This is a genomic window from Pectobacterium actinidiae (genome assembly GCF_000803315.1).
Taxonomy (GTDB): Bacteria; Pseudomonadota; Gammaproteobacteria; order Enterobacterales; family Enterobacteriaceae; genus Pectobacterium; species Pectobacterium actinidiae.
This window is the reverse complement of sequence record NZ_JRMH01000001.1, coordinates 2,279,388-2,304,253: the sequence shown is the minus strand read 5'-3', so window position 1 is coordinate 2,304,253 and position 24,866 is coordinate 2,279,388. Positions and strand designations below refer to the sequence as shown.

The following is a 24,866-nucleotide window of genomic DNA, read 5'->3' as shown; positions in this document are numbered from 1 at the left end:
TGTTAAGGTCACCCATGTCCACGCAGTGGAGATGGCTAACAGATAGAGAAACGTCAACGCTTATTAATTGAAAGATATCAATTTAGGTATAGATTGAATCCACCGTTCGTCAAATAAGATTTTGAGGAACGGCAAGGGGATAAGTACATACGGAGGGAGGTGGCGTTAGAAAAAAGAAAACATGGCGCAAAATGTAGTGACAATGTCACGCCATGTTTCCTGGTTCGACAGCGGTAGGCTGAACGTTATTTCTCTGCGGGTTTAATCAACGTCAGAATCGTGCCTAGCTGTTCACGCTGATCATCACTGACTTCTCGTGCAGCGGAATAGCCTGCATTTTGGATGATCATCTCATTCAGGCCAACCAGCCAGTCATAGATATAAAACGCCGTATTGTTGGTAGGCGTCAGCGATAGCTTGGTTAAGCGCTGTGAAGCCCCAAAGCTGACCGCCTGTTTTTCGGGTTTAGCGAAAATTTTATGGCCGCGATTAATGCGGCTGGCAGGGCGCAGGGATTCATCAAGCTGCTGGAAGCCGAGCCAGGCGACAAAGTCGCCGAGAATAGTCAGCACGCGTGAAACCTGACGGTCAGCTTTATTCTCGCGGTTGATCCCCAACTGCTCGCCGTCGACCAACATATCAACCAGCGCTTCTTCGATTCGCAAACGGATGCTGCCGGTAATCAATTCCTCGACCAGCATTTCGATCGTCGCTTTCGGCACATTCAGCAACTCGAGAAGCGGGGCATTCTCTGGCAAGCTGCGTAAGTGGTTAATCCAGAAACGGTAAACGCCGTGCGCGTAATCTGCCTCATAGCCGTGGTCTATCGTCAAAATTGGTGGTGCAGGCTGATCGATCGCGATCGGTTCATCGGCAAACAAATCGATTTCGATCCCGACACCAAACGGATCGCTATTGGCTGACGGGGCAGAAAGGTCTTCGGCATCAGCGTGGAAACCGCCATAGCTTGTCCCTTTCTGTTGCAGATACAGGCGGCGAAGCTCATCACGAGAAGGTAACAGCCGTTCCAGCAGTTCACCGTGTACGCCGGTGCGAGTCTGGAGTGATTTGAGCAAGGTTTCTGCGATACGCTGTTTTTCTGCCGGATCGTCAACATCAACGGGGAGATACCAATTACCCAACAGGTTATCACTGAGTTCACGTTGGATTTCGCTAAGCTGTTCGCTGATGCGCCCCAGTTTTACATCCCGATGGACTTCCGCCCCCAACCACGTTGCCATTCGCGCCACGCCACGTTTATCCATCGCCAGCATCGTTCCCCAGGCATCGCCCGGATTACCCACGTAGCGTTGTACTGCGGCATCATAGTTTTGCCCGTGTGTAATACGGCGATCGTGGCGGGTGACCGCCCAAATCAGCCCCGGTTTACGATGGCTACGAACCTGTGCGTTTTCACCTTGAGTCTGTTTAACCCAGTGATCCAGCGCTTTGCCAACCACTTTAACGTCGGCGCGATTGCCTGCGGCGCTACATACCATCAATACGTTCATTTCCTGATTGTCGGTATAGCGCTCCAGCAGATAGGCCCGTTTCGCACGCAATAGCGTGTGTGCCATTGGATGCGGTGTGCTTTGATGGCTTGCTGGTGGCTCGTCTCGCGTCTCGCGGATTTCACCAAAACCGGGGAAATCCAGCACATCAACCTGCTCGAACAGCGCTTCTTTAGGCGGCAAATGCAGTGGGATAAGCAGTTCCGCCGTCAGCATCGTTAACTCAGCCAGCGAAAGCTCTGTCGTTTTCCCTGCTCGGCCATTCTGAACCGGCCGCACCAGCACGCCTGGATCGTCGGCGCTGTGCAAACGTTCCAGCGCAGAACCGTCGATCAGACCGTCTGCTGGGTTTAACTCATCGTCCACCAGTATCCGCAGCGGCGCTAACAGCTTACGCGTACCGGACAGATGTTGCAGCGTGTGGCTGAAATGGCGATAGGCGGTGGTCAGCGAATTCAACTCGCCCCACAGTACAGAGAAAAGCTGGGCGCGATCGTCAACGGTCAGATAAGGGGCTAATTCAATCGCAACCGGCCAGAAATGAGCCTCCAGCTGTTTTTGCCGTTTGACATCGTGACGCGCGAGATAGTCCCAAAGTTCGACCACTTCATCGCGGCTTATCCCTTCAACGGGGTCTGGCTGACGATGCATCAACAGCGTTTTAACGTGTTCAGCAATATGGCGCTCATCCAGCTCTTCAAACGTTGTCTCTTGATTGAGATCGTTTAAAAACGCGTTGGCCATGATCTTACCGATATCCAGTTCGTTGAGCAGTTGCAGCTGAACGGGAAATGATTTGTTCTTCACGCCCGATTGTCGGCTAAACCGCGTAACGAGCGCCGTTGCCCGGTCGGACGGATTAATATGATTGATAAAATCCAGCTGTTGCCCTTCAAACGAGGTTTCCAGCTTGCCATTTTCGTCCCCGGCCAGCGAGGCGATCAGGTAGGATTTCCCCGCCTGGGACAAGCCAAAGAAACCGATGGCAATGTCTTTCTGCGCCACATCGGACAGATGCTGCGCTTTATTGTGATTACGGCGCAGTTTGACGATCAGACGGTCGGCTTCGATATCCAGACGCGGGGCGTTCTGGCGTGTGCTTTCAACCCAGTTGATGGCCTGTTCAACACCTTGCACGACGGCCTGTAACTGACTGTGAAGTCGGGTGGAAAGCTGTTTTGGCGTTAATCGTTTCATTTTTTAAATACACTCCCACTATCGATCCAATAATGGGTCGCACCTGAGCCGTTAGCGGATAATGTGTTCAATTTGAGTCGTAAATGATGCGGCGGAACGCGAGTGCCGTCTTCCAGCACGGCATCAGCAATCTCAAAGCGCTCCGGGCTGTCTTGATCGTCGCTTTTCGTGACGGCTAGCCGGACGCGCAGCTTACTGTCCCCGACGACTTTACGCGCCAAATCCTGATCGACAATCGAAAGCATATAGAGCGAGGATGCCGGCCAGCGTTCGTTGTCCAACTGGCGGAAGCCGAGGCAGAGTGAGCCACGCACCTGAAAGCTGTGTTGCGGGTCAAGCACGAAATCCGGCGCATCCAGATCGATATCGCTGTAATAAACGTTATCGAGCGTCAGCGCGTTGCTGCTGTCCATCATGCCGAGGTAGCGCACTGTGGAATAAGGCTGGAAATCGCCGACCTTAAAGTAAAAGCCCGGCAGGCGCAGATCGAGCGCCAGCAGACACAGCATCGCGCCGACAGCGGCAGTGGATTTCGGGTTATCGATGCGCCCACGTTTGTTAAACGGATACCAATCATTGGTGTGATAGCCATCCAGCGATAGCATCCGGTTAATCGGCAGCGGTTGCAGATGGCGGAACAGCGCCTGAATCCCTGGGAAGCGCGAAGGGCGGCCGGTCAGCAGCAGCACATCGCACGAATAAAGCGACACCACTTCAGACATCAGGCGCAGATTCTGCGTGATGTTCATTTTGTTAGACAGGAACTCACCGTGCAGCTTGTTCAGTTTGAGAATCAGCGGCACTTGCAAAATATCAAAGACGTAGTCGCTGACCGGCAGCTCGCGCTGTACTTCCGTATTGATGTATTCCAGCACTTTTTCCGTTGGTGCCTGTTCCAGCAATTCACCGAAGGTCGATTCGATCTCGGCGCTAGTGTCCAGCGGATCAAAGCGCTCATAGGCTTCCAGAATGGCGCGACCAATCGGGATGAAGACCTGTAGTGTGACCTGCTGGCGCAGTGTAAGCTGTGCGTCCATACGGCCTTCATTGCCGAACAGCTTCGCCATCAGCGCATCCGGGCTGGCCATTCCGGCGGTTTTCAGCGCAGCCTGTAGCGCGGGGAGGATATAAAGCTGAATCACATCCAGCAAGATATCGTCGCCCGCGACTTTAAAGCCTTCACGGAACAGCAGGCGCGGAATAATTTTAACGTTGTTGCCGACGCCGTCATCGAGCAGATATTGCGTAATGGCGAGGTCAGTGGTACCGCCACCGATGTCGATTGAGGCAATACGCAGCGTTTTTCCCGCGGGTTCACCTTCATCAAGCTCTTTATCCGGGCGCGCCATGCTGGCGAAGAAATCTTCCGCACGGCCGCCAAAATTCACCTGCGCTTCGTTATACAGGTAAACCATCTGCCCGCATGTGGCTTCATCCCATTCGATTTGTACGTCAGGCACCGGAACCCGGCTTTGCTGCTTGTGGGCTGGCGTGGTGAAATCTTCATCCATTGGATGCCAGTCCATCGCTTTCCACACCAGTGCGATCGCTTCATGCATCCGACGGCGGAAAATTTCACGCTCGGGTTTCGGCATCGCGGAAGGCAGCGTCAGAATGATATTTCGCAACTGGCGTGGCGCGCTGCTGTGGATCATCTTCAACCGCTGGGCGGCGCTGTTCATTTGCATTAGCGCCTGTGCCAGCAGTTCGGAGAGCATGAATGTCATGATCGAGCTACGGCTATAGTGCGGCGAAAACACTGGTAAACGCTCTTCCAGCGGCTGGTTGTAGAGCGGCTGACCTTCATCATTCAACATAATAGTCAACGGCATGGCTGTCGCTAACGGTTCGGTCTGTGAATGGGCGTCCGTCTGGCTAAAACGCCAACCTGGTGCATAGCTTTCTTCGTCCCACAGATAGCGGCGCGGGCTGGAAATACCGCTCGAACCTTCCGTTCCCTGACGCAGCAGTGCCATATGGCTGGCTTCGCGTCCGACGCGGGTGATTGACGGCCAGATGAACGCGTCATCGCGGCCGCTTTCTACCGAGAAGTTGTCTTTACCGAACTTCGCCTGTGAGAATTCAACGCGGCTCTCAAACAGTTCGTTGTACAGATAATGGGGTTCACTCAGATCGCGCAACTGCAATTCATAGGTCTGTTTCAGGCCGTTGCTTTCGTCTGCATGATCCTCAACCAAAATGCCGCAGGTGTGCGAGTTACCCACATCCAAAATCAGGTCAACGTTGACCGCGGGTTCTTGCAGCGTGCTGGTATTGATACGAATTTCCGGTATGTCGAGCTGGTTACCCAGCATATCCAACACATTCAGGTAATGTGCCTGATATTCAAACCCCCTGAGCGCCACCTTTATATCGTGGCTGTCACGGCTTTCCAGCGCTTTAACCCGCTGAGCAAAGACTTCGCGCAGCCAGCCGTCGACCCAGGTTTCATCAAGGAATTCACCCAGTTCGTCGCTGTGATACGCCAGTGCGAAACTCCCACCGGTTTTGATGTCATTAGCATTCGGTGCAAGCGACTCGTACTCGTGGCCTTCCGGGTAGGTTTTGGTATCGAACGCCAGACAAATACGGTGCGTATTGCCGTCCTGATCGGGCGTATCCAACGCAAGAATCTGCATCCGCGCCCAGTTATCCGGCCCGCCCATGAAGGTGCGCGGCGGGTTAAAGCGGAAGAAGGGCAGCGGCAGCCACATGTTCTCCAGCAGCTTCAGCGATTGCTCAAGTGAAATGCTCAGCTCAGGCTTCACGACTTCCGGCGGCATTCCGGTGGCGGAAGGCAGCAGGAATTTGTCCGACTGTTCATCGTACAGCAGGTGTAGCAGAGGACCGTTGGCACTTTTACGCACATAGCGGTGAGGCTGCTCGGCCGAAAACTGCGGCTTTAAGGCAAAATCCAGAAACTGAATTCCGCTGTCCTGAATCAACGTAATGCGTTGTTTATAATCGGTAATCGTCGCCAGCATGATTATTTACTCTCGCGCTTTATCGTCATCGGGAAAACGGTGTTTTCGTCATAGCGACCAATACACTCTGCCGCCGCGCCGGAGGCACCTTGTTTACAGACCAGTTCCGGCATTTGGAAACGAGAATTATCGGAACAGCGGGCGCCGGAGCGACTGTTGATGATCAGATTGCCAGAGCTCATTAATCCTGCCTCAACGTTAGCGCGACACGTGACACCGTCACCATGAGTGATACGTGCTGTGCCTTTTCCATTTTGAATCTGGTAGCGCAGGCTAGGCGGCCTGCCGGTAATCGGCGCTTTGCCATCAACAATGACGCGCCAGTTGCCGTTCAGGAATTTGATGGAGCCGATTTTCACCGCGTCGGCTGGCATGACTAAATCATCTTTGCCCGCAGGAACCGCTGGTACTTGCTCAACAACGGGTTCAGCCGGTGGCGCAACAGGCGCTTCCGGCTCCGTGACCGCAGGGACTTCCGGTTTGACTGCGTCTTCTACAGGCGCGGCAGCAACCGGTGTCTCAACGGCTTTCACGGCCTCTTTTTCTACGACAGGGGGAACCGGTGTGCTTTCTTGCTGTGGCGCAGGTTCAGCCGGGGTAGAAGAAGGCAGGGCGCGTTTTTCTTGCTTGACCGTCGCGGCTACATCGGATGTCGACTTGTCGTCCTGTCCTGACACGCAGCCACGTATTTGCAATGACAAAATCGCTAACAGTGCGGCGGCAGGAAGCAGCCACCACAGGCGAAAGAACGGCGGGCGAACAGGCACGGCTGCCGCAGCGGCAACGGGTGCAGGTGTTGGGTCGACCGATTCGGGCTGAACGACAGGCTGTGGTTCCGGCTCGGGAACGGGATCGACCAGCGGCAGTGTGGGTGCATTTGCCACGGGGGCGGATGCAACAAAAAGCGGTTCCGTTTCCTTGATGACAGGTCGTAGGCAGTCCAATGCATCAAGCCGAGATTTTTTATCGAGATTGACGAAACCCCAGAACGTTAAGACGGGTTTGCCATCAACCAGATAGACGTGGTTTGCCCCAGGGAACTGTATCGCTTTTGCCAGCAGGACACCGAAAAGTTTCTGCCCGGCTTTTTCTGCATTTTGCGCACGCTGGCTGATGTCGGCAACCGCAGCTTGATAAGTTTCCAGCAACGCCAGCGCCTTTTCTCGTTCTTCTTCGCTCGCGGCAATCCAGGAGGTGACTTTACCGTCAACTGGTGAATACCAGTCAATGCGGTCACCATGCTCGTTGGGCTGGGGAATTGCCAGACAATCGGCAATTTGCTGCTGTTTTCTGAGACGTAACGTTTCCCGCAATTGAAGTGCTGATGCGTAAACTGGCTGCCCGTTCTCACCCAACGCCAGAAAATCATCCAAACTTCCACTACGTAAAAATAATTTTGCCACGCAAAAGAGACCTTTTGTAATGATGCCTAAAGCAGAAAATAGAGAGTACTCTGCGACAGGGTATACTGTAGTGCGAATGATGGCGAATCAAACGCTTAAAGAAGTGATAAAACTAACAAATATTTGGGCAATAGAAAAAGTGGGAAACGGGAAGTGTACTCACGTACGGCAGACAACGTCCAGATAATATGATGAAAACGCTGGCAAAAATGATGCATCCTCTTTCAGCTATGATTTGCAGAAATGAGGGACGCTGCGCGATGTCAGCCTCCCTCAAGGCAGTCAGAATTAAAGCTGGACGTTACCCGTGATCAGGTAGGCGGATGAGGTACTTTGTGACATCGGCGGCAGCGTATCGCTGAGGACGTTGCCTTTGACGTCGGTAAATTCAATCGGAATATCGTTCATTCCAACGTGCTCAACAATAAAGTGGTTATAATCGGTTTTCTGTGCAGCAATCCATTGGTTATTGCGCATATATTTCATCTCAATAACGGGGTATTTTACGTTCCTGAATTGCACCGCAGCCCAATAAGGATTTGAACCTTCCTTTATTCGATAAATAACGTTGCCATTCACCGGCGCTTCGATCAGCGTCCAGTCGATATTAATTTTCCCATCCCGCAGATCGCCTATTTTCTCAAAGGCATTAAACGATAAATCCAATGCACAGTCGCCACCTTCAGGATAGAGATCGGTGACATAAACCACCGTACTGCCTTTTGGTCCGTTTACTTTCAGGTAGGCTCCAGCCAGTGACGCTTTCACGCCGCGATAATCAAGTTGGTTCCGATTTAACGCGGTGATCTCCATGTCCTTCGGGATCGGATCCAGCAAAAGGGCACCGCCCTGATAGCCAGAGCCTGTCGCGGTGGCATAACCGTAACAAATGTCGTCCAGTTCCCACTGAGCGTGGGCGGTATTAATCAGAGGGATAACGCATAATGCAGATAAGGCTAATGAGGTTATTTTATTCATGTTTCACATCCAATATGATTCAAGATTAATAACATAGGTGAGTGGTAAAAATAAAAGAACCAAAACGGAAGTCCATTTTTTGGCGAATTGATTATCTGGTTTTTGTATAAATAAGTAAATCGGTTTTATCTTAAAAAAATAAAGCAGTGAATATATCACTGGGTTTATTTCTATAGGATGAAATTATTATATGAGTAAATAATATATTTGGTTTTATTCAAAATGTGTTCTACGGTTTAAAGGGTGACAACATTATTTCGCACATGCAACTTGAAGTATGACGGGTATATATAACGATGAAGAGGAGACAGCATGACCATTCATAAGAAAGGGCAAGCGCATTGGGAAGGTGATATCAAGCAGGGGAAAGGCACCGTCTCAACGGAAAGCGGCGCACTGCAACAGCAACCTTACGGCTTCAATACCCGTTTTGAGGGGAAGCCCGGCACGAACCCGGAAGAACTGATTGGCGCAGCGCATGCGGCCTGTTTCTCTATGGCGCTCTCGCTGATGTTAGGCGAAGAAGGGCATAAACCTGAGTCTATCGATACCACCGCAGATGTGTCGCTGGATAAAGTCGATGGCGGGTTTGCGATCACCAAAATCGCGCTGCACAGTACGGTAAAACTGCCGGGCATTGATGAGGCTACGTTCGATAGCATCATCCAAAAAGCGAAGGCAGGTTGCCCTGTGTCAAAAGTGCTCAAAGCCGAGATTACGCTGGAGTATCAGTTGAACTAAGCGCAGGCCGCTGAGCGATAAAAATTGTGCTAATAAAAAGCTTACCAGGACGACTCCGGTAAGCTTTTTTACATTTATACAATTAAAAACAACGAAATGATTAAAAATAATTTAACATCCTTACGATGATAACCATAAAATTAGCATAGTCATTGCTGCATGATGCGGGCTATGACGTAGGACGCAATATAACAAGAGCAATATTGGGCTGGCCAGTTTGTGGTGGTCAGATTCTCTGAGTATGTCGTGCTGTGGAACACAAGCGAGAGTTCAAGATGAATAAAATGACCAAGATCTGTTTTTCTGTGCTGTTGGCCGGTAGTTTGCTGACCCCTGTTTTGGCAAATGCCACCACGTCGGAAGACATGCGTGGTATGCAAAAAAGTTATACCGCCGCCACTAAAGCAGACGATGCCGCCGCGCTGAAAACTGCGCTGAGCACATTCCGTGAGCACGTTGAGCACGCTAAAACGCAGGTACCGCCTGATTTCGCCAAACAGCCTGCCGATGGCCCAGACAGAAAAGCCTATGTGGAAGGTCTGGATAAGATTTTGCAAAAAGTGGACAGCGCACAGGCTCTGGCGGATGCCGGTAAACTAAGCGAAGCCAAAGCGGTGTTAGCTGAAATCAATACGTTGAAAGGCGAATACCACAGTAAATTGAGAGGCTAAGTCACTTTTCGTTTACTATAAGCCGCCAGTGGGATTGGACTCACTGGCGGCTTTTTTTGTTATAAAGGCTACGATTGTTAGAATTGTCAGTTAAGGGGGAACGGGATCATGTCACCATCACACGATGAAACGCATGATGGCAAAGATACACAACACAGAATTCTCGAAGCCGCGCTGGAAGTCATACTGGATCATGGGGTGCGAGGAGCAACCTACCGGAAAATTGCGCAACAGGCCGGGCTATCACCAGGGACTCTGACTTATCGCTACAGCAGTATTGAATTACTGCTGAACAGTGCGTTCATCTACATGGTTGATGGCATCTCGCAGGCATTTCGTGTCCGCCTTAAACAAGCAAAAGATATCGACAGCGCACGTGAAGCGGTTGTTGACTTGATCTGTGGCGATATCTGGGCGACACCGCGCCACCTGACATTAAGTTTTGAACTGTACGCGCTGGCATCGCGTAAAGAAGAGTACCGGCTAATATTGCAGGAGTGGATGACGCGTAGTAGAAAATCGCTTCACCTTCATTTCAACATTGCGACTGCGTGTTCACTGGATGCGGTGATCGAAGGGTACACAATCCATAACTATCTTAATAATAAAGCTGTTAGCCGCGAAGATATTCTCAATACGGTAATCAAACTGACCTCTTAATTCCTGCCTGGCGCGATCGTGTCAGGCACCTTCCCATTAAAAAAGAACGTCGTGAAACAGGTGCAAAGTGGTACATATTCGTGCGATAGTTATTCGTACGTATGTACGAATTGATTTAAATAAAGACGACGAGAGCTATGACCACAAAACCCGCTATCAATAAATTTGCGCTGTTCGGGCTGATGTTCATTCCCGGTTTCACGTGGGCAACCTGGGTGACCCGAACCCCTGTTATGCGTGATGTTCTTCATGCTTCAACGGAAACAATGGGGATGATTCTGTTCGGCTTTTCATGTGGCTCTATGTTGGGCGTATTGGGTGCAGGCAAAGTCATTAATGTCCTCGGCATCCGTAAAACCATGGTCAGTGGATTTCTGCTGCTTCTGCTTGGGTTGCTTGTGCTTGCCGTTTCGCTTTCGATTCGGAGCACGCCCAGCGCCTTTATGGGGCTGCTGATTTTCGGTGCAGGTGTCGGATTGGTTGATATCGCCATCAACATTGAGGGTGCCGCGTTTGAGCAACATCTGAAAAAAAGCCTGATGACAACACTACATGGTTTCTTCAGCCTGGGGACGCTGGTTGGTGCACTGGCAGGGATGGCGATGACGGCTTTTGGCGTTAACACGACGTTGCATTTTGTGGTGGTGGTGACACTGTCGATATTCACCGCCATTTTGCTGATGCGCCAAATGCCGTGGTTGAGTGATTTAGCCAGCGCCGGGCAGGAAGAAAAGGGTAATTACAAGACTCAGGTTTTCAATGAACTTAAAGACAGCCGATTATTGATTCTGGGTGTGGTTATTCTCGCGATGGCGCTTGCGGAAGGTTCTGCTAACGACTGGCTACCGCTGCTGATGATCGATGGTCACAACTTCGATCACACGACGGGAACACTCGTGTATGTCGGATTTACGGCAGGTATGACGCTGGGCCGTTTTGCCGGAGGGTATTTTGTCGATCGCTTTGGCAAGGTCAATGTACTTCGATTCAGTGCCGCCTCTGCCGCGCTGGGGCTGACGCTGGTCATCTTCTCTGATGCGCCGCTGCTGGCCGCCGCCGCCGTTATTTTCTGGGGCATTGGGGCATCGTTGGGGTTCCCGCTCACGATTTCCGCCGCAGGAAGTGGGGAGAACAGTGCCGTTCGCGTCACTATTGCTGCGACGCTGGGCTACTTTGCTTTTCTTGTGGGCCCGCCAGCGTTGGGCTTTCTTGGTGAGGTTGCGGGGTTACGCATCGCCATGCTGCCGGTGCTCGTCATGGTGATTCTGGCTTTTATCTGTTCGTCTTCCGCCCGCGAACGTTCGGCCAAAACGGTATCTGACACCCCATCCTGATGTTTCTGCACGGTACTGTTGCGTGTTACGGAACCGTGCACATCCGTATATTGTCGTGAGGGAAAATGGTTAATTTAAAAAAGATGTCTGCTGGTGAATTTGCTGCATATCGCCAGTGTTTTATTCTGGAATATGCTCAGGATCTACAGGATTCCCGTGGTTATGACGCAGAGAAAGCAAGGGCGATCGCAACACAGTCGATTGATATCGCGTTACCTCAAGGCCCTGATACGGCAGAGAATTCACTTTGGTGTATTCACGCTGATAATACAGAGCCGGTGATTGGCTACCTCTGGGTTGTGTTTAATAAACACTCTGCCTGGGTATCCGACTTTTTCCTTCTGCCAGCGTGGCGTGGGCTAGGGTTGGGAAAAGCATCATTACTGGAAATGGAAGCCGTAGTGGCTGCCGTGGGGATCAATGAGGTTGGTTTAAGAGTGGCGGTGAATAATCAGTCAGCGAAGGCGTTGTATGAAAAAATCGGCTTCCAGACTACCGGTTTTAATATGAATAAGATACTGAATTCAGACAGGCAAAAGTAGAAATATTGTAAACGGTTATCACGGCTCTCCGTCCCTTATCCTGAGCTTATCTGCGCCACTAAAGTTCAAAAAAAAAGCGCCGATAGACATAGCAGGGAGCTCACTGCAAAGGAATGTTGATTTCTACCAGGGTCAACATCAGGAGAGCCATAATGGCCACACAATTAATACAAAAAAAGACAATGAGTACCCGCGCTCAGGTACTGTTAACTGGCGCATTAACCATCGCACTCGGTTTCGCTGTCACCATCGGGGTGCTCAGTTGGCAGTCTAGTCGTGAACAAAAGTCTCTGGCAGAACGCTATTTACAGCAGATCGCCCAGAGCGAAGCACTAAGAATTCAACAGGAACTCAACTATGCCCGAGATGTAGCACACAACCTCGGACATGGGCTAGTGGCTTTGCCTGCCGCGGGTGTTAAAGACCGCGCTGTCGTCGATAAAATCATGGAGTCTGCGCTACGGGATAACCCAGAATATCTCTCGATTTCGGTTATTTTTGAAGAAAATGCGTTTGACGGACGTGATGCCGAGTTTGCCGAGCAGCCGGGTCAGGCACCTAAAGGCCGTTACGCCTGGTTTGTCGATCGCGATCAGGCCGGTAACTACAAAATGCACCCCCTGCAATCTTTTCTGACTCCCGGTCAGGGCGATTACTATCTTGTGCCGCAAAAGAGCCAGAAAGATACGCTGATCGAACCCTATACCTATGCTTACAACGGCGTTCCCACATTGCTGACGTCGGTCGCCGCACCTATTGTCAGCCAGGGGAAACTGTGGGGCGTCGTTACGTCAGACATTTCTCTTGCGTCATTACAGCAAAAAGTTAACCAGATTAAGCCCTGGGAAGGCGGTGGCTACGCGATGCTGTTATCCAGCGCCGGTAAAGTCATCTCTTATCCTGATAAATCCCAAACGAGTAAAGCCTGGCAAGGGTCGACGGACAACTTCACCTCAGCGGTCGTACAACACGACGATGCCATTCTGGGTGAACAAGCGCTGGTTACCTGGCAACCAGTCACCATCGGCAACAGCACGGAGAAATGGTATCTGGGGATTGTTGCGCCAGTGAGTCAGGTGATGGCTGCTTCTGAACGTCAGTTAATGAATGCCGTCATCATGATGGTGATCAGTATTCTGCTGGTGAGCGCACTACTGGGCTGGGTATTCAGTCGTAAAGTGCTGAAACCACTTGGTGGCGAACCACGCGAAGCTGCCACAATCGCTCTGGCTGTGGCGGAAGGTCGACTAAGTAATGTGATTGACGTGAAAGCCAACGATCGTAACAGCCTGTTCTTCGCGCTGAATACAATGCAGTCACAGCTGCGTCAGGTGGTCGAACAGATCAAAGATGCCAGTGATTCCGTGCGACAAGGCGCTGCGGAAATTGCCAGCGGTAACCTCAACCTTGCATCGCGTACGGAGCAGCAGGCCGCTGCGTTGGAGCAAACCGCCGCAAGCATGGAAGAGATCACCGCAACGGTGAAACACAATGCCAACAACGCCCACCAGGCGACGACACTGACAGAGAATGCCACGAAAATTGCTCAGCGCGGCGAATCATTAGTCAGTCAAGTGGTTCAAACGATGGCGCAGATTGATGAGAGTGCGAAGAAAATTGGCGATATTACTACCATGATTAACAGCATCGCTTTCCAGACTAACATTCTGGCACTGAACGCCGCGGTAGAAGCTGCACGCGCGGGTGAGCAGGGAAGAGGATTCGCTGTCGTGGCATCGGAAGTTCGCAGTCTGGCCCAGCGCAGCGCCAGTGCGGTGAAGGAGATTGCCGCACTGATTGAGGAATCCAGCCAGCGTGTTGAAAGCGGCGTTAAACTGGTGAATGATGCTGGTAAAACTATGCAGGATATGACACACGCCGTTAGCTCAGTACAAAGTATCATCGGTGAGATTGTCACGGCATCGGATGAGCAGGCGAAGGGCATTAGTCAGGTCACGATTGCCGTCAATGAAATGGATGGCGTCACTCAGCAAAACTCCGCATTGGTACAGCAGATGTCGGCTGCTGCCAGCTCGCTGGAAGATCAATCCATGTCACTAGCGCAGGCGATAGAGCATTTCCACTTGGAGCCGCAGCCCACGTTACCCCATGCGTTATTAACATAAAAAAGTCACGCTTTCTCCCGGCAACCATGAGATTGCCGGGCAATCTCTTTACGCATTCTGCGATTATTGTTCACGTTCTTCTCTGAATTTCCCCCAGTACGGCTTATGCCATTCATCGATCAACGAAAGTTGTATCGCTCCTTTAATTAAGGCAAATTAAATCATCCTGATATTTTTAAGAAAAAATAATCATGCATCTGAATTATCCTTGTCTGAAAGCGTTTATGGAGATCGTCCGTAGCGGCAGTTTTGAAATTGCGGCTCGTAAGCTTCATGTCACGCCGTCAGCCATTAGCCAGCGCATCAAGCAGTTGGAAGATCAGCTTGGTCAGGTGCTGATTGTAAGGGGCAATCCTTGTCGCGCAACGCCGACGGGGCAAGCGCTACTTCGGCACGCCGAACAGATAGATATGTTGGAGAGCGAGCTTTTCAGCACGCTTGAAATGCCAGCCAGACAAAGTATTTCAGTGGCTGTGAATGCGGATTCTATCGATGGATGGTTTTTAGATGCGATGGATGATGCCTGCCACCAGTTTGGTATTTTGCTCGATATTCTTGCCGAGGATCAGGAACACTCGGCGACCTTGCTGCGTGAAGGCAGGGTTATGGCGGCGGTCAGTGCCAGCCCGGAGCCGATTCAGGGATGTGGCGTGGAGTATTTAGGAACGATGCGTTATCGCGCCTATTGCTCACAAACTTTTCACGACACGTACTTTGCTGACGGCATCAATGCGGACAGTTTACAGAAAGCACCGCTCCTAATATTTAATAATAAGGACAGATTACAATCCTTATTTATAGCATCGCTGGTTCCGATAGCGATTGAACCGCCACAGCAATTTGTTCCTTCAACAGCGGCCTTTGTTGGCGCCATTGTTAGAGGGCTAGGGTGGGGGATGATCCCGGAACATATGGCATCATCTCATATGGAAAAAGGCGAATTAGTCCCGTTTCAATCCGGGGATCCTATCGATACTCGACTGTACTGGCACCGCTGGAATATCCGCTCAACATCGCTGGATGTATTAAGTCAGAGCGTACGCGTTGCGGCCGTTCGGTATCTTTTTCGCTAATGGTGTCAAGCCAGAAATACTAGCGACGTCCGCGTAGATTTGTACTGGCTGACCATTCATATGTGACTGAGGAATCAGGTTTAAACTTATTTTTCTTCTTCTCGGCCTTTGCCTGTTTTGCTACGGCTTCACGTTCCTTCATGAGCTTATCGATGTAATCGTCTTTAATATGATTACTCTCAGAGTTGGTTAGCGAACGACCCTGTTTTTTTCTCGCCTGATCGAGTAACGTCTTGAGTTGGCGTTGTTCACTTTCTGTCATGTCTTTCTGAGTCAGTCTTGGCATGGGAATGGACCTGATAAGCGGGCTGGAAAATATATTGTAGAGGAAAACGCTCCGAGACCTAGATAAATCGTGCAGCGAGTCTTCCTGATTTCTTGATAATTGACACACAGTTTATTTATTCAGGCACAGTAGAAAAACACATAATGGAGAGAAATATGTCACCAGAATTGGCCGTAGCGGCACAGTTTAAAGCCTATAACGAACATGATATCGATACATTCGTGTCATGTTTTGCACCGGATTTTAAAGCATACCGTATGCCAGCAGAAACGCCGTCGATGATAGGAAAAGAAGCACTGAGAGAGTTTTACGTGAATAACCGATTCAACAACCCAAAACTAAGAGCGGAATTGCTATCTCGTACAGTATTAGGTAATAAAGTATTTGATCATGAATTAATCCATGGGCTTTCAGCAGAACCAATAGAAAGCATTGCCGTCTTTGAAGTTAATAACGGGCTTATTAATACAGCTTGGTTTTTCTTTCCGTAGTAAACAGTGAATGGGCTCAGAACTCATGATATCAGAGACACAAACGTTACAGTCGCTGATTGTGCATTATGAAAGACAACTTCATTGCCAAGCAACGCGCAGCCAGAAAACCATCATTGATCAGCTGCTGCACCGCGACTTTTTTGAAATTGGTCGTTCTGGAATGCGATACGACAAACAGCAGGTTATCGATGCACTAATTTCTGAAACGGTTGAACAACAGATACAGGCCGATAACTTCGAGTTATCAGTGGTGGATGAAAAAAGTGTGCTGCTGACATACCTGAGTTACAGGGCAGACGAGAATAACATCGTCAGTAAAACATGGCGGACATCGCTGTGGATTAAAAATGCTGACAGTCAAAATCCCGCTGACTGGCAAATGCGGTTTCATCAGGGAACACCAACAGCAAACTAAGTATCGATGGCTGGCGATAGATGACATGTTACTGATGGGGAATTTGCTCAGTTGAACGGCCAGTTCCTGCGTGCGCCTCTATGGGTTCGCATAATGTATATTATGTTAAATGAAATATTCAGCTACGTACCAGACTTTGTAACCGCCATTATCCACCTAGCCCACTGCATTAATCATTTTTTACAGTAGCCAGGCCGTGGTTTCATCAGGACTCGCTCCGCACACTATCTTTCTGCAAGATAATACTCGCGGACATCGCTACGTAAGAAACTCCCCATATAGCTGCATAACATTGCCGCTCGCCCTGCTTTCTTGTAACCTTCGTTGCTCAAGCCCAATCCTGAACAAAAATCTGAAACTACTGGACGTTACATGACTGCTCATACTTCTAAAGATCCTTTGCATGGCGTCACGCTTGAAATGCAAGTCAATGCGCTGGTTGCCCGTTTTGGCTGGGTTGAGTTGGGTAAACGGATCAACATCAATTGCTTTAAAAGCGATCCGAGCGTCAAATCCAGTTTAAAGTTTCTGCGTAGAACCCCCTGGGCGCGTGCCGAAGTTGAAGCGCTGTATCTTGATTCTCTGGATGATGTCACTTCCGCCAAATCGGATGAGATCGCCGTTGACCCATGGGCGAATAGCCGCAGAAATAAGAGCTAACCAACGTGAAAAAGCCAGTCGTACTTATTGCTGCTGCGCTTCTACTTGCCAGTTGCGCGTCTAAACCACCAAGCTCGCTTGTCACCCCGCTTCCTCCTGTTAAACAGCCGCTTCCAGCGAAATCTCAACAGAATAAGGAACCCATGCGCGGTGTTTGGTTAGCGACCGTCTCCCGCCTGGATTGGCCTCCGGTGACATCCATCAATGTCAGCAGCCCGGCTAGTCGCGTGACTCAGCAGCAGGATGCGCTGAAAGCCAAGCTGGATAAATTGAAAAGTCTCGGTATCAATACCGTATTTTTCCAGGTTAAGCCTGATGGTACCGCACTCTGGCCCTCTAAAATATTGCCCTGGTCAGATATGTTAACGGGCAATATTGGTGAGGATCCTGGCTACGATCCGCTACAGTTCATGCTGGATGAAGCGCACAAACGTGGCATGAAAGTCCACGCCTGGTTTAATCCTTATCGCGTCTCCGTTAACACTAAGTCCACGACCGTAGCGGAGCTAAATCGCACCTTGTCGCAGAATCCGGCCAGCGTATTTGTGCTGCACCGTGACTGGATCCGCACCGCAGGCGATCGTTTTGTGCTCGACCCTGGCATCCCGGAAGCGCGAAGCTGGATCACCAGTATCGTGGCCGAAGTCGTTGCGAGCTACCCTATTGATGGTGTGCAGTTCGATGATTACTTCTATGCTGAATCATCCGGTTCGATGCTTAACGATGCTGAGACGTTTAAGAAATATGGTCAGGGATTTGGCTCAAAAGCAGACTGGCGGCGGCACAATACACAGCTATTGATTGAGCAGGTTGCGCACACGATTAAGCAGTTGAAGCCTGACGTTGAATTCGGCGTAAGCCCCGCAGGCGTGTGGCGCAACCGATCACACGATGCGGCAGGCTCTGATACGCGCGGCGCGGCTGCCTACGATGAAGCTTATGCTGATACCCGCCTGTGGGTGCAGAAAGGGTTGCTGGATTACATTGCCCCACAGATATATTGGCCCTTCGCGCGTGACGCGGCTCGCTATGATGTATTGGCAAAATGGTGGGCAGATGTAGTGAAGCCGACGAATACGCGTCTCTATATTGGCGTTGCACTGTATAAAGTGGGTGAACCTTCAAAGAATGAACCTGACTGGATGATAAATGGTGGCGTGCCGGAGCTGAAAAAACAGCTCGATTTGAACGAGTCTATGCCGCAAATCAACGGTACGATTCTGTTCAGAGAGAACTATCTCAATCAACCACAGACCCAGGACGCGGTTAATTACCTCAGAAACCGCTGGAACCCGATCTAACGGGCGCTAACCCGCGCCACGTTATTACTTAAAATAAACATCACTTAACGTAAAATTTTCTCGATCGTTCGACGAAAGGAAGGCAAGTCTTTTTCGGGTGAAAAATCTTTATTTATTGCTTTCCGGCCGATAAGACCATCAATGATTGAAAAAAGCATAATTGTGGTCTCTTCGATGTTAATACTATTACTGAATTCTCCCGCTTCTACGCCCTTTTCTATTATTTTGCCTATCCCATCACGCATTGCCTTATCACTCGTAATGAAGGTTTCACGTAAGGACGGATTACGGGCAGACTCAGCAATAATTTCAACCCAAAGATGGTGTGAGGCAGGATACCCCACATCGCTGATGCATGATTCAAGCAAAGAACAAACACAATTCAGATACGAACCTGAATGAGACAACGCCTGAGCCGCAAGCGCTGACTTTTGTTCTTCTAACACGATTGCAGAGATCAGTTCACCCTTCCCTTTGAAGTAGGTATACATTGCCCCCTGACTGATGCCGGCACGTGTAGCAATTTCTTTTATGCTGGTTGCATTAAACCCCTTCTCCGCAAAACAAGCCGCTGCGGCCGTGATGAGCTTGTGATAGGTCACATTGTCATTCGTCATGGTTGATCCTGACTATTTATCAATGGGCGCACTTTAGCGCGCTTTTTTTCTCCATGCCAGACCTGGCTTTTCTGGCCTGTCGTGCTCTCGCGGGAAAAGCGATATCAAAAATGATGACTTGTAAAATGAACACGTGCGCACCAAAATGAATGAACGATCATTCATTTTGGTGCTGATAAATATCGCCATCAACTCAGGCGAAGACCAGCACTCTTCCTCAACTAAATGAGCAAACACCCATGACGAATTCATCAAACAATAGCCTCAGACTCATTTTTCCTCAGTGGCAAGGCGGAAATAATGCTTCTTATCACTTTGGTTCCCATCTGCTTTCATGGCTCGCTCCAAAAGCTAAAGGCGCAGTTGAAGAGATCGATGTTCCCCCGCCATCCGACGAACCGCTGCTAAACGAAAACGGCATTATCGGGAGAAATCAGGTGATTACGCAGCTGGGTCACGCTCGAGAAGCCATTATGAAGCATAAACCGGACACCATCGTCGTGCTGGGTGGTGACTGTCTGGTTTCCCTGATGCCGTTCTCTTATCTTGTCGAAAAATATGGAGATAAGCTGGGCGTGCTTTGGGTGGATTCACATCCCGATGTGATGACGCCGGAGCAATTTGCACATTCTCATGCGCATGTCCTCGGCGCACTCATGGGATATGGGGATCAAGCATTAACGCGGGATGTTCATAAATCCTTATCACCCCAAAAAGTCATGATTGCGGGTATTCATGATCCGCTGGAATACGAAGCTCGGTTTATCGCCGAGCATAATATTGCGACGTGTAGCCCCGAAGAAGTTAAAAACGGAGCACAACCTGTCATGGACTGGATTGCGAAAGAAGCCATTGAATATCTTGCCATCCATATCGATCTGGATGTTTTAGATCCTGCGCTGTTCAGATCGGTACTGTTTGCCCGACCAGGCAGAGGGAAAAGCGATTTTGGCGATGTGGCCGAGGGAACGCTTAGTATCGCAGATGTTGTCAGCCTGCTTAACCGAGCGACAGACAAGGCTGAGCCAGTCGGTTTGACAATTGCTGAACATCTCCCCTGGGATGCGATCAACCTTAAAAAGATGCTGGCATCACTTCCACTCATTGGATAAATGCGTTGCAGAGGTTTCAAAAACCTCTGCAACTTCCGTAAGTTTCTCCCCGCTCGCTCTAGCTAAACGTGCTGTTTACCCCCGCTGTTGCCACTTTTTCGGTTCAGGAATTCTGCTGTAGGAGGATTTTTTTTGCTTATTTAATAAGCATGTAAGATACCCATGGCATCATAATTCGCAATAATGCGATCAAGTTGTTGATTTTTATGTAAAAAAATAAAAGTTTCGAAACGAAATAAATCATTGAGTCGGTGACTGAAAAACCCTATATTGGCCGCGTTTTTCTTATAGCAGTTACATGTTTAATTCATTTATTCAACTGTGGTTGCCTGCGAGCACACGGTTGTAGGAGAGATATGATGACGGATAAAGTCCGTATTGACAGTTTAGGTGCGAATTCATTAAACGGAAACAATGAAACCTATTTGGCAAGACAAGCTGAATTTGAATCGAACGTGAGGAGTTATCCACGCAAATTACCTTTGGCAATTGCGAAAGCCGAAGGCGTGTGGATCACCGATGTTGAGAATAATCAATATCTTGATTGTCTGGCCGGGGCGGGAACGCTGGCGCTTGGACATAACCATCCTGACGTGCTGCAAAGCATCCAACGTGTCATTACTAGCGGCTTGCCGTTACATACACTTGATCTGACAACGCCGTTGAAAGATCAGTTCTCCGAATATCTGCTTTCCTTACTGCCTGGCCAGGGCAAAGAGTACTGCCTCCAGTTTACGGGCCCTTCTGGTGCCGATGCTGTTGAAGCTGCGCTGAAACTGGCAAAAAAATACACCGGTCGTGCTGGTGTGATCAGCTTCTCCGGTGGCTACCACGGCATGACGCATGGCGCGCTGTCGGTAACGGGTAACCTGTCACCAAAAGAAGCGGTCGACGGCATGATGCCAGAAGTCCAGTTTATGCCTTATCCACACCAGTACCGCTGCCCGCTGGGTATTGGCGGTGAAGCTGGCGTTAAAGCGTTGACCTACTACTTTGAAAACCTGATCAACGACGTTGAGAGTGGCGTACGCAAACCTGCGGCGGTCATTCTGGAAGCCGTTCAGGGCGAAGGCGGCGTTAACCCGGCACCTGTCGAGTGGCTGCAACGCATCCGTAAAGTGACGCGGGAACACGGTATTCTGCTGATCATCGACGAAGTTCAGGCGGGCTTTGCTCGTACCGGTAAATTCTTCGCCTTCGAACACGCTGGCATTGAGCCAGATATCATCGTGATGTCCAAAGCAGTAGGTGGCGGCTTGCCATTAGCTGTACTGGGTATCAAGAAGCAGTTCGATGCCTGGTCACCGGGCCACCATACCGGTACCTTCCGTGGTAACCAACTGGCGATGGCAACCGGCCTGACGACGCTGAAGCACCTCAAAGACAATCAGGTAGCCAATAAAGTTGCTGAGCAAGGTGAATGGCTGAAAGCCAAACTGGCTGAGCTGCAAAAACGTTATCCGGTGATCGGCCATATTCGCGGCCTGGGATTAATGATCGGTATTGAGATTGTTAAACCTGGCGAAGCGCAGGATCACATGGGCTGCTACCCGGCTGATGGCGAGCTGTCTGCGCTGTTGCAGAAAAAATGCTTTGAATCAGGTCTGATTCTGGAGCGCGGTGGCCGTAACGGTTGCGTTCTGCGTCTGCTGCCTTCCCTGCTGATCAGCAATGCTGAATTGGAAATCTTCCTGGATAAATTTGAAAACGCCCTGCTGTCTGCTGGCGTGAAGCCAGTCTGAGTGGAGCGAATGACCACGATGTCCAAATTAGTGGAAACAGAAGCAGTGGAAACAAAAGTCAACCCGATTCTGGCCTCTTCTGCGCAGAGTATCGAAGCCTATCAGGAAGCGATCGCGCAGAGTAGTCAAGCCGTTATGCAGTGGCTACAACAGCCTGAGATGTATCAGGGGAAAACCGTTGCTGAACTGCGTGAACGCATCACGCTGGATTTTAATCCTCAGGGGCTGGGTAACCAGGCCGCTATCGAGCGCGCGATTGAGTACTTTTTGAAAGACAGCCTGTCGGTGCATCACCCACAGTGCGTCGCTCACCTGCACTGCCCGAGTCTGGTAGTCAGTCAGGCGGCGGAAGTCTTGATTAATGCCACGAACCAGAGCATGGACTCGTGGGATCAAAGCCCCTCAGCAACCATCATCGAGATGAAGTTGATTGAGTGGCTTCGTACTCAGGTAGGCTACCAATCTGGTGATGCTGGCGTGTTCACCAGTGGTGGCACCCAGAGTAACCTGATGGGGCTGATGCTGGCGCGTGATGCCTTCTTTGCCCGTCAGGGACATTCAATCCAGCAAGATGGATTGGTCGGTAACCTGAAGAAAATTAAAGTGTTTTGTTCTGAAAATGCCCATTTCTCGGTGCAAAAGAACATGGCTTTACTGGGGCTGGGTTATCAATGCGTTACGCTGGTGAAAACTGACCGCTTCGCGCGGATGGATCTGAACGATTTAGCAGAGAAAGTGGCGCAGGCTAAGGCTAACGACGAGCAGATTCTGGCGATTGTGGCGACGGCGGGCACCACTGATGCTGGTGCGATCGATCCTTTGCGGGCGATTGCAACACTGGCGGCAGAACATCAAATTTGGGTACACGTTGATGCAGCCTGGGGCGGCGCACTGCTGCTGTCCGAGAAGTATCGCGATTATCTGGACGGCATTGAATTGGTGGATTCCATTACGTTAGATTTCCACAAACAATTCTTCCAGACCATCAGCTGCGGCGCTTTCTTGTTGAAAGAAGCTCGCCACTATGAGCTGATGCGCTATCAGGCGGCTTACCTGAACTCTGAGTTTGATGAAGCACAGGGTGTCCCTAATCTGGTGTCGAAATCATTGCAGACGACGCGTCGTTTTGATGCGCTGAAGCTGTGGATGGGACTGGAAGCCTTAGGCCAGCAGCAATACGCCGCGATCATCGATCACGGCGTCACGCTGGCACAGCAGGTTGCACAGTATGTGGATAAGCATGCCTCACTGGAATTGGTGATGCAGCCACAGTTGGCAAGCGTACTGTTCCGTTTCCGTCCGCAACAGCTGGCGACAGCGGATGATGCGACTATCGCATTGCTGAACCAACGCATTGGCGATGCACTGCTGGAATCAGGACGTGCCAATGTAGGCGTCACCGAATTTAACGGCGTAACCTGCCTGAAACTGACGCTACTGAACCCAACGGTCAGCCTGGACGATGTCAAAGTCCTGCTAGCACTGGTTGAAAGCACTGCTCAGCCGTTGCTGACTGCCTAATTCCCTGCTCTACCGCATCGTGAAAAGCCGATAACAATAACAGGTTATCGGCTTTTTTTATGACGAGCTTCCTCGTTCACGTTGGATGATTAACGGTTGAACCTGCACTGCATCATGCTTCATCATACTGGGTTTTCTGGCCGTATTATTTCGTGGACGTGTGCTGATGCCACGGCTATGGAATAAATAGAAATTCTGGGATAGATAAATAAATGACATCACAAAAAGCAACACTCATTGGGTTAACCGCGGTCGTACTTTGGAGTGCCATTGTCGGGCTGATTCGAAGCGTGAGTGAAGGGTTCGGGGCGGTTGGCGGTGCAGCGATGATCTACACGTTAAGCTCGGTGATGTTATTCATTACGGTCGGCTTTCCTAAAATCAAAACCTTCCCCGTATCCTACCTCATTGCTGGCAGTATGCTGTTTGTCTGCTACGAACTGTGCCTCTCTTTATCCCTTGGCTATGCCAATAGCAGCACTCAGGCAATCGAAGTCGGCATGGTTAACTACCTCTGGCCAAGCCTGACGATTCTTTTATCCGTCTTGGTTAATCGGCAAAAAACCAGTCTGGTTATCATCCCCGGAATGCTGCTGGCTATCACGGGAATTGGCTGGGTATTAGGCGGTGACGAAGGGTTATCCTTGAGCAGCATTATTAATAACCTCTATAGCAATCCATTAAGCTATGGGCTGGCTTTTGGCGGCGCCATTATCTGGGCGACTTACTGCGCGGTAACCAAGAAAATCGCGAACGGTGCGAACGGTATTACCCTCTTCTTTATGCTAACGGCGTTAACGCTGTGGGTTCACTATCTGCTTGCTCCTCAACCCGCGTTTATTATCAGCACGCCTGTTATTATCAGCTTGATTCTCGCTGCCGGCGCTATGGGGTTTGGTTACGCCGCATGGAACGTGGGTATTCTTCACGGTAACGTCACCGTTCTGGCGACCGCGTCTTATTTCATTCCCGTCATTTCCGCGGCGCTTGCGTCATTTATTCTTAATTCGACGTTAACCATTGCTTTTTGGCAAGGCGCGGCGATGGTTAGTCTGGGATCGCTACTGTGTTGGTGGTCAACCCGCTCCGCTACAGTGGAAAGCGTTTCGGAGCAGGCAAATTAATCCGTCGGGATACGGGCGAATTAATACGAATACCCCGGCTTTTTCGCCAACGTATCCAACTGCGGTTTGATGACGGGATCGTAAACATCATCCTTCCAGCGCTCCGGCTGAATTTCGTTAAACGCAACAGAAAGCGAATCGTCGGAAGAGCCGAAGTGCTTCTTCAAAACCGCAGCGAGATCTTCCGCGACAACTTTCTTCTCTTCTTCAGACAGATTTCTCGGGAAGTGTTTGACATCAATATGGGGCATCGGGTGGTCCTTTTAATAATGGGATGGCACGTTGGCTCTTATCGTGCCTGACGACGATAACAAGATAACGCTGAAAATCAGTATGTCACAGAAGAAGCTCGTCTTATCCCAAAATGTTGTCAG

At 50.2% G+C, this 24,866-nt stretch carries 22 protein-coding genes; 15 read left to right on the top strand and 7 right to left on the bottom strand.

The features are described 5' to 3' along the window. Positions 1–245: 245 nt before the first annotated feature. From KKH3_RS09760 to KKH3_RS09745, 4 genes are all read right to left on the bottom strand, one after another. Positions 246–2,708, bottom strand: a complete 2,463-nt coding sequence (locus tag KKH3_RS09760) for a putative virulence factor (protein ID WP_039358713.1) — start codon at positions 2,706–2,708, stop codon at positions 246–248. Further along, positions 2,705–5,692 (bottom strand): virulence factor SrfB, encoded by a 2,988-nt coding sequence (locus KKH3_RS09755; RefSeq protein ID WP_039358710.1) that lies wholly within the window; start codon positions 5,690–5,692, stop codon positions 2,705–2,707. The genes KKH3_RS09760 and KKH3_RS09755 overlap by 4 nt, the downstream gene beginning before the upstream one ends. 2 nt (positions 5,693–5,694) lie before the next feature. Then, on the bottom strand, positions 5,695–7,095 hold the full coding sequence (locus KKH3_RS09750) for an SrfA family protein (RefSeq protein ID WP_039358707.1): 1,401 nt from the start codon (positions 7,093–7,095) through the stop codon (positions 5,695–5,697). Between the two features lie 288 nt (positions 7,096–7,383). Further along, positions 7,384–8,073, bottom strand: a complete 690-nt coding sequence (locus KKH3_RS09745) for an expansin EXLX1 family cellulose-binding protein (RefSeq protein ID WP_039358705.1) — start codon at positions 8,071–8,073, stop codon at positions 7,384–7,386. A 312-nt stretch (positions 8,074–8,385) separates the two neighbouring features. On the opposite strand from KKH3_RS09745, the gene KKH3_RS09740 reads away from it, so the two are divergent. The 7 genes from KKH3_RS09740 to KKH3_RS09710 all read left to right on the top strand — a co-directional run bounded on the left by KKH3_RS09740 (position 8,386) and on the right by KKH3_RS09710 (position 15,220). Next, positions 8,386–8,814 (top strand): OsmC family protein, encoded by a 429-nt coding sequence (locus tag KKH3_RS09740; RefSeq protein ID WP_039358702.1) that lies wholly within the window; start codon positions 8,386–8,388, stop codon positions 8,812–8,814. A gap of 275 nt (positions 8,815–9,089) precedes the next feature. Then, entirely contained in the window at positions 9,090–9,485 is a 396-nt protein-coding gene (locus KKH3_RS09735) for a cytochrome b562 (RefSeq protein WP_010275013.1), read from the top strand. Between the two features lie 108 nt (positions 9,486–9,593). After that, positions 9,594–10,145, top strand: a complete 552-nt coding sequence (locus tag KKH3_RS09730; protein ID WP_234991530.1) for a TetR/AcrR family transcriptional regulator — start codon at positions 9,594–9,596, stop codon at positions 10,143–10,145. Between the two features lie 137 nt (positions 10,146–10,282). Next, positions 10,283–11,479, top strand: a complete 1,197-nt coding sequence (locus tag KKH3_RS09725) for an MFS transporter (protein ID WP_039358696.1) — start codon at positions 10,283–10,285, stop codon at positions 11,477–11,479. 65 nt (positions 11,480–11,544) lie between these two features. Next, a complete protein-coding gene (locus tag KKH3_RS09720) occupies positions 11,545–12,021 on the top strand; it encodes a GNAT family N-acetyltransferase (RefSeq protein ID WP_039358694.1) in 477 nt (158 codons plus the stop codon). Between the two features lie 152 nt (positions 12,022–12,173). Continuing rightward, the gene (locus tag KKH3_RS09715; RefSeq protein WP_039358691.1) at positions 12,174–14,147 is read left to right on the top strand and encodes a methyl-accepting chemotaxis protein; all 1,974 of its coding nucleotides are present in this window, start codon (positions 12,174–12,176) and stop codon (positions 14,145–14,147) included. 191 nt (positions 14,148–14,338) lie between these two features. Next, positions 14,339–15,220: an HTH-type transcriptional regulator ArgP gene (locus KKH3_RS09710; RefSeq protein WP_072034521.1), complete on the top strand. Its 882-nt coding sequence runs from the start codon at positions 14,339–14,341 to the stop codon at positions 15,218–15,220. 19 nt (positions 15,221–15,239) lie between these two features. On the opposite strand, the gene KKH3_RS09705 is transcribed toward KKH3_RS09710, so the two are convergent. After that, positions 15,240–15,506, bottom strand: coding sequence for a YjbD family protein (locus tag KKH3_RS09705; protein ID WP_039358688.1), 267 nt, complete (start codon positions 15,504–15,506; stop codon positions 15,240–15,242). 155 nt (positions 15,507–15,661) lie between these two features. On the opposite strand from KKH3_RS09705, the gene KKH3_RS09700 reads away from it, so the two are divergent. The 4 genes from KKH3_RS09700 to KKH3_RS09685 all read left to right on the top strand — a co-directional run bounded on the left by KKH3_RS09700 (position 15,662) and on the right by KKH3_RS09685 (position 18,376). Beyond that, positions 15,662–15,997: a nuclear transport factor 2 family protein gene (locus KKH3_RS09700; protein ID WP_039358685.1), complete on the top strand. Its 336-nt coding sequence runs from the start codon at positions 15,662–15,664 to the stop codon at positions 15,995–15,997. 10 nt (positions 15,998–16,007) lie between these two features. Then, positions 16,008–16,415, top strand: a complete 408-nt coding sequence (locus tag KKH3_RS09695) for a nuclear transport factor 2 family protein (protein ID WP_234991531.1) — start codon at positions 16,008–16,010, stop codon at positions 16,413–16,415. 372 nt (positions 16,416–16,787) lie between these two features. Beyond that, positions 16,788–17,075: a VF530 family protein gene (locus KKH3_RS09690; RefSeq protein ID WP_039358679.1), complete on the top strand. Its 288-nt coding sequence runs from the start codon at positions 16,788–16,790 to the stop codon at positions 17,073–17,075. Between the two features lie 5 nt (positions 17,076–17,080). After that, on the top strand, positions 17,081–18,376 hold the full coding sequence (locus KKH3_RS09685) for a glycoside hydrolase family 10-like protein (RefSeq protein ID WP_039358676.1): 1,296 nt from the start codon (positions 17,081–17,083) through the stop codon (positions 18,374–18,376). Positions 18,377–18,420: 44 nt separating this feature from the next. On the opposite strand, the gene KKH3_RS09680 is transcribed toward KKH3_RS09685, so the two are convergent. Further along, a complete protein-coding gene (locus KKH3_RS09680; RefSeq protein WP_039358673.1) occupies positions 18,421–18,993 on the bottom strand; it encodes a TetR/AcrR family transcriptional regulator in 573 nt (190 codons plus the stop codon). A gap of 239 nt (positions 18,994–19,232) precedes the next feature. On the opposite strand from KKH3_RS09680, the gene KKH3_RS09675 reads away from it, so the two are divergent. From KKH3_RS09675 to yddG, 4 genes are all read left to right on the top strand, one after another. Then, positions 19,233–20,105 carry an arginase family protein gene (locus KKH3_RS09675; RefSeq protein WP_039358671.1) on the top strand — a complete coding sequence of 291 codons (873 nt, stop codon included), beginning with the start codon at positions 19,233–19,235 and terminating at the stop codon, positions 20,103–20,105. A 356-nt stretch (positions 20,106–20,461) separates the two neighbouring features. Further along, positions 20,462–21,847 carry a diaminobutyrate--2-oxoglutarate transaminase gene (locus tag KKH3_RS09670; protein ID WP_139338649.1) on the top strand — a complete coding sequence of 462 codons (1,386 nt, stop codon included), beginning with the start codon at positions 20,462–20,464 and terminating at the stop codon, positions 21,845–21,847. A gap of 9 nt (positions 21,848–21,856) precedes the next feature. Then, entirely contained in the window at positions 21,857–23,368 is a 1,512-nt protein-coding gene (locus KKH3_RS09665) for a pyridoxal phosphate-dependent decarboxylase family protein (protein WP_039358665.1), read from the top strand. A gap of 212 nt (positions 23,369–23,580) precedes the next feature. Then, positions 23,581–24,492, top strand: coding sequence for an aromatic amino acid DMT transporter YddG (gene yddG / locus KKH3_RS09660; RefSeq protein WP_039358663.1), 912 nt, complete (start codon positions 23,581–23,583; stop codon positions 24,490–24,492). Positions 24,493–24,512: 20 nt separating this feature from the next. On the opposite strand, the gene pptA is transcribed toward yddG, so the two are convergent. Beyond that, entirely contained in the window at positions 24,513–24,743 is a 231-nt protein-coding gene (gene pptA, locus KKH3_RS09655; RefSeq protein ID WP_039358660.1) for a tautomerase PptA, read from the bottom strand. Between the last annotated feature and the right edge of the window lie 123 nt (positions 24,744–24,866).

What these genes read in the sequence shown, in the direction of transcription:
- KKH3_RS09740 (WP_039358702.1), top strand. Translation starts at nt 8,386, where the DNA reads ATGACCATTCATAAGAAAGGGCAAGCGCATTGGGAAGGTGATATCAAG.
- KKH3_RS09760 (WP_039358713.1), bottom strand. Translation starts at nt 2,708, where the DNA reads ATGAAACGATTAACGCCAAAACAGCTTTCCACCCGACTTCACAGTCAG.
- KKH3_RS09710 (WP_072034521.1), top strand. Translation starts at nt 14,339, where the DNA reads ATGCATCTGAATTATCCTTGTCTGAAAGCGTTTATGGAGATCGTCCGT.
- KKH3_RS09735 (WP_010275013.1), top strand. Translation starts at nt 9,090, where the DNA reads ATGAATAAAATGACCAAGATCTGTTTTTCTGTGCTGTTGGCCGGTAGT.
- KKH3_RS09700 (WP_039358685.1), top strand. Translation starts at nt 15,662, where the DNA reads ATGTCACCAGAATTGGCCGTAGCGGCACAGTTTAAAGCCTATAACGAA.
- KKH3_RS09670 (WP_139338649.1), top strand. Translation starts at nt 20,462, where the DNA reads ATGATGACGGATAAAGTCCGTATTGACAGTTTAGGTGCGAATTCATTA.
- KKH3_RS09745 (WP_039358705.1), bottom strand. Translation starts at nt 8,073, where the DNA reads ATGAATAAAATAACCTCATTAGCCTTATCTGCATTATGCGTTATCCCT.
- KKH3_RS09715 (WP_039358691.1), top strand. Translation starts at nt 12,174, where the DNA reads ATGGCCACACAATTAATACAAAAAAAGACAATGAGTACCCGCGCTCAG.
- pptA (WP_039358660.1), bottom strand. Translation starts at nt 24,743, where the DNA reads ATGCCCCATATTGATGTCAAACACTTCCCGAGAAATCTGTCTGAAGAA.
- KKH3_RS09680 (WP_039358673.1), bottom strand. Translation starts at nt 18,993, where the DNA reads ATGACGAATGACAATGTGACCTATCACAAGCTCATCACGGCCGCAGCG.
- KKH3_RS09755 (WP_039358710.1), bottom strand. Translation starts at nt 5,692, where the DNA reads ATGCTGGCGACGATTACCGATTATAAACAACGCATTACGTTGATTCAG.
- KKH3_RS09705 (WP_039358688.1), bottom strand. Translation starts at nt 15,506, where the DNA reads ATGCCAAGACTGACTCAGAAAGACATGACAGAAAGTGAACAACGCCAA.
- KKH3_RS09665 (WP_039358665.1), top strand. Translation starts at nt 21,857, where the DNA reads ATGACCACGATGTCCAAATTAGTGGAAACAGAAGCAGTGGAAACAAAA.
- KKH3_RS09720 (WP_039358694.1), top strand. Translation starts at nt 11,545, where the DNA reads ATGGTTAATTTAAAAAAGATGTCTGCTGGTGAATTTGCTGCATATCGC.
- KKH3_RS09695 (WP_234991531.1), top strand. Translation starts at nt 16,008, where the DNA reads ATGGGCTCAGAACTCATGATATCAGAGACACAAACGTTACAGTCGCTG.
- KKH3_RS09730 (WP_234991530.1), top strand. Translation starts at nt 9,594, where the DNA reads ATGTCACCATCACACGATGAAACGCATGATGGCAAAGATACACAACAC.
- yddG (WP_039358663.1), top strand. Translation starts at nt 23,581, where the DNA reads ATGACATCACAAAAAGCAACACTCATTGGGTTAACCGCGGTCGTACTT.
- KKH3_RS09690 (WP_039358679.1), top strand. Translation starts at nt 16,788, where the DNA reads ATGACTGCTCATACTTCTAAAGATCCTTTGCATGGCGTCACGCTTGAA.
- KKH3_RS09725 (WP_039358696.1), top strand. Translation starts at nt 10,283, where the DNA reads ATGACCACAAAACCCGCTATCAATAAATTTGCGCTGTTCGGGCTGATG.
- KKH3_RS09675 (WP_039358671.1), top strand. Translation starts at nt 19,233, where the DNA reads ATGACGAATTCATCAAACAATAGCCTCAGACTCATTTTTCCTCAGTGG.